The following is a 14,896-nucleotide window of genomic DNA, read 5'->3' as shown; positions in this document are numbered from 1 at the left end:
TGTCGGGCACCGTCCCCGGCGCCCCTGCCCGTGTTTTTTCAGTACTGGTAGATCAGCTGGAAACCCGTCGTGGGTTGTTCGGTGTCGAACGCCCGCGGCGCGTGCAGGCGCCGTCCGATGAAGAGATCCCAGCTCAGTCCCACGTAACTGCCCCGAAGACCCAGCACGCCGCCCGTCAGTTGCCGATGGCCGGCCTGCGTCGACGGACCCGATACGTGCCCCACGTCGATGCCGAGATACGGCGCGAAGATGCCCAGCGGAAGCGTGAGCGTGTTGCGCAGGTAAGCGCCGCGCTCACCGGCCAGCGTCTGCTCGCCGTCGAAACCGCGAACCGTGTAGCGGCCGCCGAGCGTGATGAGTTCGGCCGCCGGCAGGTGGTCGGTGGAACGCTGCATGCGCAGGCTGCTGTCCCAGATCGCCTGCCTCCCGGCCAGCGTGAGCGGCTTGCTGATGGAGAGGTCGAGCGTGGTCAATCCATACCGGTTGGTCGGGTAACCGACCTCGGGGTCGTATCCCGCCCACTGGCTGCCGAACCATGGCGTGCCGCGCTGGTAGCCCAGGCGGGCGTCGACCTGCGCCTGGCCGATGTAATGACGATGCACGAGCGCCAGTTCGGCACTGGCGACACGCTGCCGCTGGATGCCAACTTCCACGCCCTGGATATAGCTGTGGGCGCTGCGCGCGGCCAACCGAGCCTCGATCGACGTCTTGCTCGACGTACCGCGGGTGAGGAGACGCTGCACGGTGATGTCGCTGGACGTGGAGTTGCCGGTCGAACGGAAACGGCTGTCGAAGCCCTCCACCCACTGCCGGTACCGGTACGTCGACACGCTACCGCTGAACGTCCACCAGCCCCACGGCACGCTATAGGAGGCGTTTTCGCTGAACGTGCTGCCGCCGTCCGGGTGGGTGAACAGCGCATGGCCCGCGCCGATCGAGAAGATGTCGTTCCAGCCCAACGGGTTGTCGAACGACAGGTTGAGGTTGCCCTGGTAGGTGCCCGTGCCCTCGAGGCCCGAGTCGCTCACGTCGGTCTCCACGTGCCAGCGCCTCGTGGTGTGCACCGTGAGCACCACATCGGACTCGCCCACCTTCTCCCCCGGCGCGATGTCCATCGAGACGTCCTGCGACGGCACGCGCTTGAGCTGCTCCAGGCCCTGCTCGACGGCATGCAGGTTGAGCAGGTCGCCCTCGTGGATGGGAAAGGCCGCGCGCCAATCCAGTTCGGGCGAGCCGGGCGCGAAGCGGACATGCCGCAGCGTGCCCGGTACGAGCAGCATGCGAAGCGCGCCGCTGGAGATGTCCTGCGCCGGCACGCCGATGCGCGTGGTGACGAAACCACGGGCGATCACGAGGTTGGACAATCGGCGCTGCAGGGTTTCCAGGCCTTCGCGGCCCACGCACTGCCCGACGAAGCGATCGAGATACCGCTGCGCCCAGGCGAAATCGTCCACGCGCTCACCCTCGAGCTTCAGGCTGCGCAGCGTGAAGCACGGTGTTTCCCTGGGCAACGGCGCATCCAGCCGCTCGACCTGCGTCGGCGGCGTCCCCTGGAACGGCGCCTGCTGGCGCTGCTCTTCCCTTTGCTCGAGCTGCTGCGCGCGACGCAGCTGCTCCTGTTTGTCCAACGTCGACTGCTGCGCGGGCGCCGTACCGCTGGCACCGATCGCAAGCAGGGAAATCAGCCCGTGTGCCGTTGTGCGCCAACGGCCTCCCCCTGTACACCTCATACGTTGCACTACTCCACGACCGTCCTGGTTATGGCACGCGGGAACCCGTCTCGGGTGGCCGCGCCCGGTTCTCAGGTACATTTTCGGCAGGAATCGCAGGAACTTTAGGCGTGATTTCGTAAGGACTTACCCAACCCCGAAAGGGATGCGAAATCGGCAGCCGCCGTGACTTTTCCCGCCGGGAAGGTATAGGCTCCGGCACCATGCCGGGCCAGTGCGGCCATGACGCGGCATCATGTTTTCAGGGGTGGGTGGTTTGAATTTGCGCAGCAACCGGTTCGCGATTCCCTTCGGCGATCACATCGCCGTCGTCATGGCGTTCGCCCTGGTCTACTACCTGCTCAACTTGGTCATGTTCGACCATTGGAACCTCATGTCGGGGCTGCGCCTCGGTTGCCTACTGCTGGTGCCGCGTCGGTACTGGCTGGCCCTGGCGGTGGGCGAAACGCTTCCCGTGCTCGAAAAAACCATCTCCCATGCGCACGTGTTCGGCATACCGTGGGCGATCGGAGCATCGATTCCCTTCATCGTCGTTTGCATGCCCTTCTTCACCGCGGTCGTCAGGCGCTTGCCCCTGCGCGACGCCGACGGCAATCTGCGCATCACCACGTTGCTGAGCCTCAACGTCGTGCTCGCCGTGGTCATAACGCTATGGACCATGACGATCGGTTTCCTGGGGTATTCGTCGTATCCCGATCCTGTGCAAGCCTGGTGGGCTTCCGTCGGCACCTTCACCCCTTCATTCCTGATCAGCCACTACCTCGGCACGCTGACGGTCGTACCCATCGTCGTGGTCGTGCACGAGTACCTGCGCCGCCGTCGACGCACCTCCCATTGGTGGCCGTTGATGCATGAAGCGTTCCTGCTCGTCATCCCTTACCTCGCCATCGTGGTCGCCACGGCGCGCACCGACACCTTCGCCGAATGCGCTTTTGTCCAGCTGGCCATCGTCCTGCCCCTCATCGCGTTGACCATGCACCATGGAAAGCGGGGCGCCGCCCTTGGGGCATTGCTGTCGAGCGTTGCGATGACCTGCGCGTTCACCACCGAGCTCGCCCCCGCCACGGTGGTTGCCGAGGCGTTCGTGGCTCTGGTCATCACCGCAGCCTTGTTCTCGACCCGGCCGTTCCGGACGGTTCGCACGTTCCGGGGATTCCAACTGATACAGACCCGGCTCGATCGCGTTTCGTTCTTCGTCGAGCGGGGCTTGGCACGTTCGCCATGGCGAGCCGGGCGTCCATCGCTGCAAGCTGCAACCAGAACTCAAGAGAAGCCCTGATTGCGCGTCGAACGTCACCCGGTTCCCTACGGCGACCATATCGCGGTCGTGCTCGCCTACGCCGCGGCGTACCAGGTGCTGTACCCGTTCATGCAATCGAACTGGGTCATCACCTCCGGGCTACGCGTAAGCTGCCTGTTGCTCGTGCCGCGCAGGTACTGGCCCGCGCTGGTGCTGGGGGAATGGATTCCCATCGTCGAAAAAACGGTGACCAACGCACACAAGTTTGGCGTCATGTGGGCTGTCACGTCATCGATTCCTTTCATTCTGGTGTGCATTCCCGTCATCGGCGCTTTGCTGAGGCGCATGCCGCTGCACGGCCGCGACGGTTATCTGAGCATCGATACCTTGCTCAAGATTTGCCTGGCCCTTTCCGTGGTCACCGCCATCGAAGTCAACCTGGCAAGCTTTCCGGGATATCTCACATACCCCGATCCGGTGAAAGCATGGTCGGAGAATATGGTTTCGTTTTCGCTAGGCATGCTGCTCGGCAACTACCTCGGCACGTTGACGATCGTTCCCATGGTCATCGTGCTGCATGAATGGATATCGGGCCGACGCCGCAACCTTCACTGGCGATCACTGTTGCACGAGGCGATCCTGATCGTCGTCCCATACCTGTCGATCGTGATCGCCACGGCGAAGACCGATAGCTTCGAAGCCGTGACCTTCGCGCAGTTAGCCATCGCGCTTCCCGTCGTTTCGATGACCGCCAACCATGGCAGACCAGGAGCCGCGCTGGGGGCGATGCTTTCGAGCGTTGCCATGCATTACGTCTTCAGCAAGGAGCTCGATCCCGCGATGCTACGCGGCGAAGGCATGCTCGCCGCGGTGATTACCGTCGCCCTTATCGCCACGAGGCCGTTCCGTCCCGTTCGAACGTTCCGCGCTTATCCAGCGACCAAAGCCTACGTTGATCGTGCATCGATATTCTTCAAGCAGGGCCTCGCAAGGCTTCCGCTCCGCTTCCGCCATCCATCGCAGGGACGGTGACCGGCGCTCCTCGCACCTATTACCCCTCGTCGACGGTGCATTCGACCCATTGGCACGTATTCGGCATGGCCGAGGGCTGACCGACAAGGTATTGCGGTTATAAGACCATTCGCGAATGAGTACCAGTAAGCACTTTGCGCCGCCGTCGACCGCGGCCAATTCCACCCGCAACGAATATTGAGGCAGACTCGGGTACCGTCAACCGACGATTCTCCCGTGGCGCGAGGACGGGAATGCGATCGGAACGATGGACATTCATCGAACGGACGCGGAGACGGCCATGCGGGGAACCAGCGCCACACAAGTTTCTTTGGGGCATCACTTTGCCGTCGCGGCCGCCTACGCCGCGTGCTACGAGGTGGTGCGGTACTTCTCGTTTTCTCATTGGATGCTTACCGCAGGCTTGCGTCTCGCGTGCCTGTTGTTCGCGCCGCGTCGGTTCTGGCCAGCTCTCGTCGTCGGTGAAGCGCTTCCACTCATGGAGAAAGCGATCCTGTGCAATCCGTTCGGCTTGGCGTGGGGTTTTGCAACGGCCGTCCCGTTTATACTGCTTTGCATGCCGGTCGTATCGCTCGTCCTTCGCCGCATGCCTCTCTACGAGGCCGATGGCCGCCTGAAAATGTCCACCGTGCTTACCGCGACGCTCGGATGCGCGGTAATTACCGCGTTGCGAACCGACGCAGCGCTGGTCACCGCCTATATAGGCCGCCCCGACGGCATTCAGATATGGTCGGCCGAAGCGGTGCCCGACTTCATGGCCTGCCTGCTGGGCAACTACCTCGGGGCGCTTACGCTGGTACCCGTGGCACTGATCTGTCACCAACACGTGACGTCGTACGGGCTAGATCCGCGCCGTGCACTCCGTCACCCGCTAATGCGCGACATGCTTCTCTTCATCCCCGTACTCGTCGCGTGTGCTCTCGCCGGCCGCGATACCGGGCCTGAGGACATCCGCGAGTTCGCACGACTCACCTTGGTGTTACCCGTCGTAGCGGCCGCCCTGAGGCACGGGTGGCAGGGAGGTGCCGTCATCGGCATGCTCGCCAGCGTCGCCATGGCCAGTACGGCGACGGTTCTCCTGGACCCGGGCATGATCCGCGCCCAGGTCGTCTTGTCACTCGTCATATCCGGCGCCCTGGTAGCAGGTGCCCGGATCGCGCATCGCGCGCTCCGGGCACCCGAGACTTACTGAAACCCGGAAGCACACTCGAGCGGATGAGCCTTGCAATAGGCCGGATCATTCTCGGACTGGGTAGCTGCGCTGCCATGACCGGTCATGAAGGACCAGAGTTCGTCCCAGAACGAGAACGATCCGTCGGCGGCAACGGCCGGCAGCGACGCCAAGGCGAGCAGTGTGGCAAAAGTCAGACGAGCGACTTGTTTCATGACGATCCTTCTTCCGTATAGATAGGCACCCACATCCCCTTGGGGGGATAGCGGAGGGATGGTGCAGGCTGTCTCGGCGCCGCACTCGCGCGTCTCGCTACGCGAGACGCCGATCATCGCACTCGGCACGGCATAAGGGCCGAGTAATGGCGGCATTCGCGCCGAAGAGAACGTTTTCATCCAAAAAAACATCGGAAAACCATCCCAACGGCCGTTTATGAAACGAGCCTGCCCTGGTTACGATTTTCACCGGTTTTCACCAGTAAACATTAAATTCATTGACAACGTTGTCACCGACGGGAAAAACTCGGGTCGTTCTCGCGCAATGCGAGCGGCCGGAAGTACGGGACGTCGAATGGGGAAGTTCGTCAATCAGTCGGTTGTTGCGGCATCCACGCGAACCGCACGACCGATCCTCGCAGCCGATGTCGGCGGCACCCACGCCCGCATCGCACTGGTGGCGAACGACGGCGACGGCAACGTGCAGGTGCTCTGCCACCACCGTTATGTCGGTGCCGACTGGAGCAGCCTCGCCGCGATCCTCGACCACTTCCTCGCCGCCCAGTCGCACGTCGCCCCGTTGGGCATCGAGCGTTGCGCCATCGCCATCGCCGGCTTCGTGCTCGGCGACAGCGTCACCAATGGCAACCTGCCCTGGCGCGTATCGCTGTCGAACATCCGTTCGGTGCTCCACACCGACGCGCTCGACGTCGTGAACGACTTCGAAGCCGTCGCCTACGCCAGCCAGTTCGTCGACCGTGCCGATGCCACCACCATCCTCCCCGGCGCCGTCGGCGACCACCGCGGACCGGTCGTCGTCATGGGTCCGGGCACCGGGCTGGGCTCGGCCGTGCTGCTGCCGGGCTTGCCCCACTCACAGGTGCTCTCCACGGAAGCGGGACAGATCGCGCTCGCGCCGGGCGACGAACTCGAACTCGATATCCTGCGCATCCTCTCGCGCACGCGTCCCTACGTTTCCTGCGAGGCGATCCTTTCCGGTCCCGGGCTGCTCAATACCTACCGGGCCGTCGCCGAATTGAAAGGCAGCGAAGCCACCTGGACGACGCCTGACGCGGTGAGCGCGGCCGGCATCGCCGGCACCGACCCCGTGGCGCGTATCGCGCTGGACGTGTTCTGCGCCGTCCTCGGCGGATTCGCCGGCGACCTGGCCATGCTTTACGGCGCACGTGGCGGCCTGTTCCTCGCCGGCGGCATCCTGCCGCAGATGCGTGAATTCATCCTTTCCAGCCGTTTCGCCGAACGCTTCTTCAACAAGGGCGTGATGCGCCCCTTCCTGCAGCAAGTGCCCGTCTGGCTCGTCGATCACGGACATCTCGGTGTCGTCGGCGCGGCCACGCTGCATGCCAGGGCGCGCGTGGGCGTCGGTCCCTGACCCATCCACCGAAGGCGGCGGCCGCGATGGCACGCCGCTTTTTTCGTTGTTGCCGGGCCCAGCGCAGCGAACCTCGAGCGGGCCTGAACGGGGAGTCGTCAACATGAGCGGTTCGAACGGAGGCGGTCGTGCGGGGGCACGCACCCTGGGTGTCCATCTCGGCGCACGAGTCGTGCGTCGCGTGCTGGCGGCGTCGGTCCTGCTGGCCTGCGCACAGGGCGTCATGGCGCAATCGCTGACCGGTGGCCTGTACGGTCATGAGTCGGCGGGCGACGGCGTCATCGTGCGCGTGTCCAGCCGCGCCACCGGTTTCACCAAGGACGTGACGCCGGATGCCAATGGCCGCTATGCATTGGCGGGACTGAATCCCGGCGATTACCAGGTAAGCCTGGTCCGGGGCGGCGAGACGCTGGGCCAGCAGGATGTGACGGTCAATCCCAACCGCAGCGCGGCCGTGCCCGACCTCGGCGGCACCGCGGCAACGGCGACCACCGCCCCGGCCGACACCGAAGACCTGGGCGGCGTGCAGGTTTCCGCCGCGACCATGGCGACCGACATCACGCCGATCGACGTCAGCACTCCCGAACTGAGCACCAGCTACAACTACAGGCTGATCGATGCCCTGCCCGTCGACCGCAGCCCGGAAAGCATCGCCCGCCTGGATTCCAGCGTTCGTTTCGACCAGCACAATACCGGCTTCGTCTCCATCGGCGGCGCAAGCCCGGCCGAAAACCGTTACTACTACAACGAATTCGACGTCACCAACGACAAGACCTCGCTGGGTTCGACCGAACTGCCCGCCGAAGCGATCAGCGATACCCAGCTCATCACCAGCGGCGCGGGCGCCTCGTGGACCAACGCTACCGGCGGCATCCTGTCGTCGACCATCAAACAGGGCACCAACGACTTCAAGGCCGGCTACTCGCTGTACTTCACGCCACCGACCTCGCGCCTGCTGAACCCGCGCAGCCACAACTCGCTCAACGCCATCGGCGACTACTACAGCTATGCATCGGCCAACACGCACGACGGCCTCGCGCAGCAATACCTATGGGCCTCCGGCGCACTGGTGAAAGACAAGCTGTTCTTCTTCGCTCTGCTCGGCAACGAACCCGCGAGCAAGGCCGATGCGTACAGCCAGACGCAGAAACAGGTCTCCAGCGTCCGTGACAAGAACTACCTGCTCAACCTCACCTGGAACATCAGTAACGACCAGTCGCTGAACGTGTTGGCCCACCGCGATTACAGCCAGTCCTTCAACAACTACTATCACCTCACGCAAAACTACGATCCGCGCTCGGTGGGCGGCTTCTTCGGCTGGAGCCAGACGCGCACCGACAGCCGCTTCCTCATCGGCAACTACCACTGGCAGATCGACGACGACCTCTCGCTGCGCCTGATGGGCGGCTATCTCGGCTCGATCGTGTACTCGCCCAGTTCCGGCGAGCAGAACACCGAGTTTCCGTACGTCACCTCGTACGATGCGGCGACGCAGGTGCAGACCAACATCGGCCGCAACACCGCCGCTTACGTCTATTCGCCCTCGGATTACTGGCGTCGCGGCTGGAAGGGCGATCTCACCTGGCAGCTCGGCGACCACAAGCTCGTGTTCGGCGGCGAGTACTACAAGCATTCGCTCGCCAGCACGACCGATTCGGTGCCGGCCGGTTGGTACACCTATTACGACCAGCCCAACGTAACGCTGCAGAACGGTTCGATCTCGCCCGCGGACGGCCGCTACGTCAGTCAGTACGTCGACATCGAAGGCGGCTCGTTCGAAACGATCAACAAGGGTGCCTACGTCGAGGATTACTGGCAGGCGGCCGACCGGGTGCTGATCTATGGCGCCCTGCGCTGGGACAACTACATCTACAAGGACGGCGTGGGCCATCAGTTCATGCGCCTGCCCATCACCTCGCCACGCCTTGGCGTGTCCTGGGACGTCGACGGCGACAGCTCGCTGAAGGTGGGCGGCAGCCTGGGCAAGTACACGATTCCGCTACCGTCGTCCTTCAGCTTCGGCGTGGCCGAGCCACGCAGCACCTATACCAATTACTACACCTATACCGGCGTCGATCCGAATACCCAGGCGCCGCTCGGACTCACGCAGATCGGCAGCTCCTACATCCAGAACCAGGGCGTGCCCACGCCCGCGCAGATCGCGGCGACCAACGTCAAGGCGCCCTACCAGTACGAAGCCCAGCTCTACGCGCAGAAGCAGCTCACCCCGACGTGGTCCGGCCTCGTGCAGCTGGGTTGGGTGGACCTGCGTCGCATCGTCGAGGACACCTGCTACGGCGGCGGCGTCCAGGCTTATGCGCAAGCCCAGGGCTACGCCGGCTATCAGCAGGACAACCACACCTGCTGGCTGATCAATCCGGGCGAGGCATTTACCCTGAAACGCGATTACGACGGCGACGGCCAGCTCGAAGCGCTGCGCATTCCCGGTGCAGCACTCGACCTGCCCAAGCCCAGGCACACGTACTACAACCTCAAGCTCGCCCTCACCCATGCCTCCACGCCGGCCGAACCGTACTTCCTCAACCTCAGCTACACCTATGCGCGGGAGTACGGCAACACCAACGGCCTCATCGACGAAGAGCGCCGCAGCGCGGGCTGGATCGGCCAGACCCAGGCCTTCAACTATCCCGCCCTGGAATACGGCGGCAATGGCGACCTGGCCGGCGATATCCGCCATAGCCTCACGGCCACGGGTACCTACGACTTCGCCAGCGGCCTGTCGCTGGGCGGCGTGTTCAGCGCGCACACCGGGGCGCCGACCAGTTGCCTCGGCACGGTGCCGGACAAGGACGATCCCGCGTTCAACGCGCCGCAGTCGTCGCATTACTGCGACGGCGTAGTGCGCAAGCAGGGCGATGACCGCCGCCTGCCGTTCTTCTGGCAACTCGACCTTTCCGCTACCTATCGCTGGAAGATCCACCAGGACAACGACCTGAGCCTCCAGCTGAGGATGGCCAACGTCACCAACCGCCAGGGCACGATCGACGTCAACCAGGTCTATGACACCGGTACGCTCAACGAGGACAATTCGGCGATCCGGAGCGTGAATTACCATGCCGCCACGTGGCAGCTGCCGCGCACGACGAGCATGGTGCTCCGTTACACGTTCCAGTAAGGACCGAACCGATGATCCACGGCTTGAAGACCCTGCGCCTCGCCGCCGCCCTGCTGCTGGGCGGCGGCATCGTCCACGCCGAGACGCCGTTGCCGCTGATTCCGATGCCCGCCGAGGCACGGTCCATGCCGGGGACGCTGGCGATCGGCACGCACACCGTCATCGCGTTCGCGCCCGGTGACACGGCAGCCGAAGCCGCCGCGACGTACTTCGCGGCCGAACTGCGCCGCAGCCGCGGTCTCGCCCTGACGGTAAGCGCGTCGGCACACGCACCGCGAGGCGCCATCGTATTCGCCACCGAACCGACGAACCCGGTGGACGCGCGCGAGGGTTACACGCTCGATGTCGACGGCAACGGCGTCCGCGTCGCCGCGCGTGATGGCGCGGGCCTTTTCTACGGCGCCGTCACGCTCTGGCAGCTCGCCAGCGCCGACGGCAGGCAAGGCGACACCGCGATAACCGACGTGGCGATACGCGACTGGCCGCGCTTCGCCTGGCGCGGACTGATGCTCGACGTGGTCCGTCATTTCCAGAGCGTGGCCGAGGTCAAGCAGGCCATCGATGCCATGGCCGAGCACAAGCTCAACGTGCTTCATTGGCACCTGTCCGACGACCAGGGATGGCGCATCGAAATCAAGCGCTACCCCAACCTCACCGCCATCGGCGGCTGGCGCACGCCGCCAGGCGCGGGAACGCACGGCGAACCCGATCGATACGGCGGCTTCTATACCCAGCGGCAGATCCGCGACGTGGTCGCCTACGCGGCGGCGCGACACATCACCGTGGTGCCCGAACTGGACATGCCGGGGCATGCGCAGGCGGCCGTGGCGGCGTATCCCGACATCGTCGGCGTCAACGGCGACCGTCCCGCCGTTTCGGTGGATTGGGGCGTCAATCCCTACCTGTACAACGTGGACGAGAAGAGCTTCACCTTCATCGAGCACGTACTCGACGAGGTGATGGCGCTGTTTCCCTCCACGTACATCCACCTCGGCGGCGACGAGGCGGTGAAGGATCAATGGAAGGATTCGCGCGCCGTACAGGCGAAGATGACATCGCTGAACATCGCCAGCGAGAACGCCTTGCAGAGCTGGTTCACCGATCGCCTCGGCGACTATCTCGGCAAGCACGGACGCCGCCTCATCGGTTGGGACGAGATCCTCGAAGGAGGCCTCCCGCGCACGGCGTCGGTGATGTCCTGGCGCGGCGTGCAGGGCGCCATCGACGCGGCCAGGCAAGACCATGACGTGGTGCTCGCCCCGGCCGGCTGGATGTACTTCGACAATCACCAGAGCGACCGCGCCGATGAGCCCAGCGGCCGCCTCTCCGTGCTGCCGCTGGAACGCGTCTACGGCTTCGAACCGGTCGACGCCTCGCTTACCCCTGAGCAAGCCAGGCACGTGCTCGGCACCGAGGCCACGCTGTGGAGCGAGCTGCTACCGTCCGAACGGCACGTGCAGCATGCCTTGTTCCCCCGCCTCGACGCGATGGCGGAAGTCGCCTGGTCACCCGTCGAAGTGCGCGACTGGAAGGGTTTCCTGCAACGTCTTCCCGCACAGATGCGCCGCTACGCGGCGCTCGACATCGCGGCCTCGGACACCGCTTTCGCACCCGCCATCCACCTCGACGACACCGTGCCCGCCATGCTGGACTCGGGCAAGGCCACGGTGCGCCTCGACAACCAGACCGGCTTCGGCACGCTGCGTTACACCACCGACGGCAGCATGCCCACCGTCGCATCCAGCGCTTACTCGGCCCCGTTCACCGTGAGCCTGCCGGCGACGGTGCGTGCCATCGCCATCGCGCCGGACGGCACGCCGCTGGCGGCCGTACGTTCGCGCATCGTCGACCGTGACCACCTGCTCACGCGCCGCAACGGCGAGTTCATGAAGTGCCCCGACGGCGGTCTCGGCCTGCGCCTGCCGTTGCTGCCCGACCTCGGCGACATGGCGGCCACCACCTACGACGTCGACCTTTTCCACTCCTGCTGGCTGTATCCCAAGGCGCCGCTCGACGGCGTGTCCCGTGTTCGGGTGGAAGCCGCGCGACTGGCGCGAAACTATGGCCTCGCGCACGAGCAATCGAAGGTGGTGTCGTATCCATCGAAGACTCCCAACGGCGAACTGGAGATCCACCAGGACACCTGCGCGGGCCCGTTGCTGGCCAGCCTGCCCTTGCCGCCGGGCAAGGCGCTCGGTGAACGGTTCGTACTCGACGGCGACCTTGCCCGCGCGAGCGGCCAGCACGACCTGTGCATGCGCGTGACCGCACCCATCGACGGGCCCCTCTACGGCCTCGGATCGGTCAAACTCCTGGCACCGAACGATCCGCAATCACGCACCACGCCCCCTGACGTCGTTCCCGCGCACGCGGAAACCCAGCGCCCCCATTCCCGATCCCCGCAATGACGCACCTACGCAAACTGATAGCCCCCACGATGGCCGCCCTCATCGGCGCGGCGCACGCCGCCACGCCGGAACAGCGCGCGACCGACCTCGTCGGCCACATGAGCCTCGACGAGAAGGTGGCGCAGCTCCAGAGCGGCACCCCCGCCCTGAAACGACTGGACATTCCCGCCTACGACTGGTGGAACGAAGGCCTGCACGGTGCCGCGCGCGCGGGCTACGCCACGGTGTTCCCGCAGGCCATCGGCCTGGCCGCGAGCTGGGACCCCGAGCTGATGCACGCGGTGGGCGATGCCGTCTCGCGCGAAGCCCGCGCGCGGTTCGACGCCATCGGCGCGGGCCACGACCACGCCCGCTACGAGGGCCTGACCATCTGGTCGCCCAACGTGAACATCTTCCGCGATCCCCGCTGGGGCCGCGGGCAGGAAACCTATGGGGAAGATCCCTACCTCACCGGACGCCTCGCCGTCGGCTTCATCCAGGGCATCCAGGGCTCCGATCCGGGCCATCCGCGCGCCATCGCCACGCCCAAGCACTTCGCCGTGCACAGCGGCCCCGAAGCGGGCCGCCACGGTTTCGACATCGACGTATCACCACACGACCTGGAGGCCACCTTCCTGCCAGCGTTCCGCGCGGCGGTGACCGAAGGCCACGCGGGCTCGGTGATGTGCGCGTATAACGCGCTGCATGGCACGCCGGTCTGCGCGGACGCGGGCTTGCTCGACGATACCTTGCGCAAGGGCTGGGGCTTCACCGGGTACGTGGTGTCCGATTGCGACGCCATCGACGACATGACGAAGTTCCACTATTACCGCCCGGACAACGCCGGCTCCTCGGCCGCCGCGATCCGCGCGGGTACCGACCTGGACTGCGGCTACGCGTACGCCGACCTGGGCGAAGCGGTGCGTCGTGGCGACGTGCCCGAGTCGGTGCTCGACACCTCGCTGGTACGCCTGTTCGCGGCGCGCTACCGCCTGGGCGAACTCGGCGCGCCGGCGGTGAAGCCCGCCGCCGTGGACGAAAAAGCCCATGCCGCGCTCGCGCTGCGTGCCGCGCTCGAATCGCTGGTGCTGCTCAAGAACGACAACGGTACGCTGCCCCAGCGAGGCAAACCGCGCATCGCGGTGGTCGGCCCCAACGCCGATACCGTGGAAACGCTCGAAGCGAACTACCACGCCACGCCGCGCGTGCCGGTCACTCCCCTGCAAGGCTTGCGCACGCGGTTCGGGGGCGGCAACGTGACCTACGCGCAAGGATCGCCGATCGCCGCGGGCGTTCCCGTGCCGCTGCCGGAAACGGCACTGCGCACTCCGGACGGCGCGATCGGCCTCACGGGCCGCTATTTCGACAACGCCGCCTTCGAGGGCAAGCCGCGTACCGTTCGCACCGATCGCACCATCGACTTCGACTGGGATCACGTCTCGCCCGCCCACCTGCCCAAGGGGCCCTACGCCGTCCGCTGGACCGGCGCGATCCTGCCGCCCGGCCCTGGCGACTACACGCTCGCCGTGCACGTGGAACGCTGCTTCGACTGCGCGGGCCACGATCCGGTGCGGTTGTTCGTCGACGGCAAGCCCGTGATCGACGATGCCGGCGACGACAAGCACACGAAGGCCACGCTTCATTTCGACGATACGCGTCCGCACGACGTACGACTGGAACTCGTCCACAGCGGCGAAGACCAGGGCGTGCGCCTGCAATGGCTCCCACCCGCGAACGCGCAACTGGCCGAAGCCGGGCGCGCCATCGCCGGCGCCGACGTCACGGTGGCGTTCGTCGGCCTCTCGCCCGACGTGGAAGGTGAAGAACTGCACGTCGACGTGCCCGGCTTCGATGGCGGCGATCGCACCGATATCGGTCTGCCCGCGGCGCAGCAGGCCCTGCTCGAACGCAGCGCCGCCGGCGGCAAGCCGCTCGTGGTGGTGTTGATGTCCGGCAGCGCGGTGGCGCTCAACTGGGCCAAGGAGCATGCCTCGGCCATCGTCGCCGCGTGGTATCCCGGCGAGAGCGGCGGCACGGCCATCGCGCAGGCGCTGGCCGGCGATTACAACCCGGCCGGCCGCCTGCCCGTCACTTTCTATCGCTCGGTACGCGACCTGCCGCCGTTCACCAGCTACCAGATGAAGGGGCGCACCTATCGTTACTTCGACGGTACGCCGCTCTACGGTTTCGGCTACGGCCTGAGCTATACACGCTTCGCCTACGGTGCCGCGAAGGTATCGTCGACCACGCTCGACGCGGGCCAGACGCTCACCGCGAGCGTCGAAGTTCGCAACACCGGCGACCGTGAGGGCGACGAAGTGGTGCAAGCGTACCTGACCTATCCGTCGGACGACGCGCTCGCGCCGAAGCATACGCTGGTCGGCTTGGCGCGCACCCACCTCAAGCCCGGTGAAGCTCGCCGCGTGAGCTTCACGCTCGATCCTCGCCGATTGAGTTCGGTGGATGCCGCGGGACGGCGCGAGGTCGTGCCGGGCGACTATGGCCTCTTCCTCGGCGGCGGCCAGCCCGGCGACGCCAGCGGTGAGCGTGCGTCGTTCCACATCGACGGCCGACAGGCGCTGCCGAAATGAG

General features: G+C 65.7%; 9 protein-coding genes. 7 read left to right on the top strand and 2 right to left on the bottom strand.

The features are described from left to right. Positions 1 to 38: 38 nt before the first annotated feature. Positions 39 to 1,628: a ShlB/FhaC/HecB family hemolysin secretion/activation protein gene (locus JNG39_RS05685; protein ID WP_368310187.1), complete on the bottom strand. Its 1,590-nt coding sequence runs from the start codon at positions 1,626 to 1,628 to the stop codon at positions 39 to 41. Positions 1,629 to 1,965: 337 nt separating this feature from the next. On the opposite strand from JNG39_RS05685, the gene JNG39_RS05680 reads away from it, so the two are divergent. From JNG39_RS05680 to JNG39_RS05670, 3 genes are all read left to right on the top strand, one after another. Further along, on the top strand, positions 1,966 to 3,009 hold the full coding sequence (locus tag JNG39_RS05680) for an MASE1 domain-containing protein (protein ID WP_368310186.1): 1,044 nt from the start codon (positions 1,966 to 1,968) through the stop codon (positions 3,007 to 3,009). Further along, entirely contained in the window at positions 3,010 to 4,002 is a 993-nt protein-coding gene (locus tag JNG39_RS05675) for an MASE1 domain-containing protein (protein WP_368310185.1), read from the top strand. A gap of 280 nt (positions 4,003 to 4,282) precedes the next feature. Continuing rightward, on the top strand, positions 4,283 to 5,194 hold the full coding sequence (locus JNG39_RS05670; RefSeq protein ID WP_368310184.1) for an MASE1 domain-containing protein: 912 nt from the start codon (positions 4,283 to 4,285) through the stop codon (positions 5,192 to 5,194). Here JNG39_RS05670 and JNG39_RS05665 read toward each other — a convergent pair. After that, the gene (locus JNG39_RS05665) at positions 5,188 to 5,388 is read right to left on the bottom strand and encodes a hypothetical protein (RefSeq protein ID WP_368310183.1); all 201 of its coding nucleotides are present in this window, start codon (positions 5,386 to 5,388) and stop codon (positions 5,188 to 5,190) included. The two genes, JNG39_RS05670 and JNG39_RS05665, sit on opposite strands and share 7 nt — an antisense overlap. A 355-nt stretch (positions 5,389 to 5,743) precedes the next feature. On the opposite strand from JNG39_RS05665, the gene glk reads away from it, so the two are divergent. The 4 genes from glk (at position 5,744) to JNG39_RS05645 (ending at position 14,895) form a co-directional block, all read left to right on the top strand. After that, on the top strand, positions 5,744 to 6,781 hold the full coding sequence (gene glk / locus JNG39_RS05660; protein ID WP_368310182.1) for a glucokinase: 1,038 nt from the start codon (positions 5,744 to 5,746) through the stop codon (positions 6,779 to 6,781). 103 nt (positions 6,782 to 6,884) lie between these two features. Continuing rightward, positions 6,885 to 9,917: a TonB-dependent receptor gene (locus tag JNG39_RS05655; RefSeq protein WP_368310181.1), complete on the top strand. Its 3,033-nt coding sequence runs from the start codon at positions 6,885 to 6,887 to the stop codon at positions 9,915 to 9,917. Between the two features lie 11 nt (positions 9,918 to 9,928). Next, positions 9,929 to 12,325 carry a beta-N-acetylhexosaminidase gene (locus tag JNG39_RS05650; protein ID WP_368310180.1) on the top strand — a complete coding sequence of 799 codons (2,397 nt, stop codon included), beginning with the start codon at positions 9,929 to 9,931 and terminating at the stop codon, positions 12,323 to 12,325. A 29-nt stretch (positions 12,326 to 12,354) separates the two neighbouring features. Beyond that, entirely contained in the window at positions 12,355 to 14,895 is a 2,541-nt protein-coding gene (locus JNG39_RS05645) for a glycoside hydrolase family 3 C-terminal domain-containing protein (protein ID WP_368310179.1), read from the top strand. The last annotated feature ends 1 nt before the right edge of the window (position 14,896 follow it).

Source organism: Luteibacter sp. CQ10, from assembly GCF_040900725.1.
GTDB lineage: Bacteria > Pseudomonadota > Gammaproteobacteria > Xanthomonadales > Rhodanobacteraceae > Luteibacter.
Note: the sequence above shows the minus strand (reverse complement) of the source record. Positions and strands in the feature narration are given on the sequence as shown.

Excerpts from the sequence above, each read along its gene's own strand:
- JNG39_RS05670 (WP_368310184.1), top strand. The coding sequence starts at position 4,283 with ATGCGGGGAACCAGCGCCACACAAGTTTCTTTGGGGCATCACTTTGCC.
- JNG39_RS05650 (WP_368310180.1), top strand. The coding sequence starts at position 9,929 with ATGATCCACGGCTTGAAGACCCTGCGCCTCGCCGCCGCCCTGCTGCTG.
- JNG39_RS05655 (WP_368310181.1), top strand. The coding sequence starts at position 6,885 with ATGAGCGGTTCGAACGGAGGCGGTCGTGCGGGGGCACGCACCCTGGGT.
- glk (WP_368310182.1), top strand. The coding sequence starts at position 5,744 with ATGGGGAAGTTCGTCAATCAGTCGGTTGTTGCGGCATCCACGCGAACC.
- JNG39_RS05665 (WP_368310183.1), bottom strand. The coding sequence starts at position 5,388 with ATGAAACAAGTCGCTCGTCTGACTTTTGCCACACTGCTCGCCTTGGCG.
- JNG39_RS05680 (WP_368310186.1), top strand. The coding sequence starts at position 1,966 with ATGTTTTCAGGGGTGGGTGGTTTGAATTTGCGCAGCAACCGGTTCGCG.
- JNG39_RS05645 (WP_368310179.1), top strand. The coding sequence starts at position 12,355 with ATGGCCGCCCTCATCGGCGCGGCGCACGCCGCCACGCCGGAACAGCGC.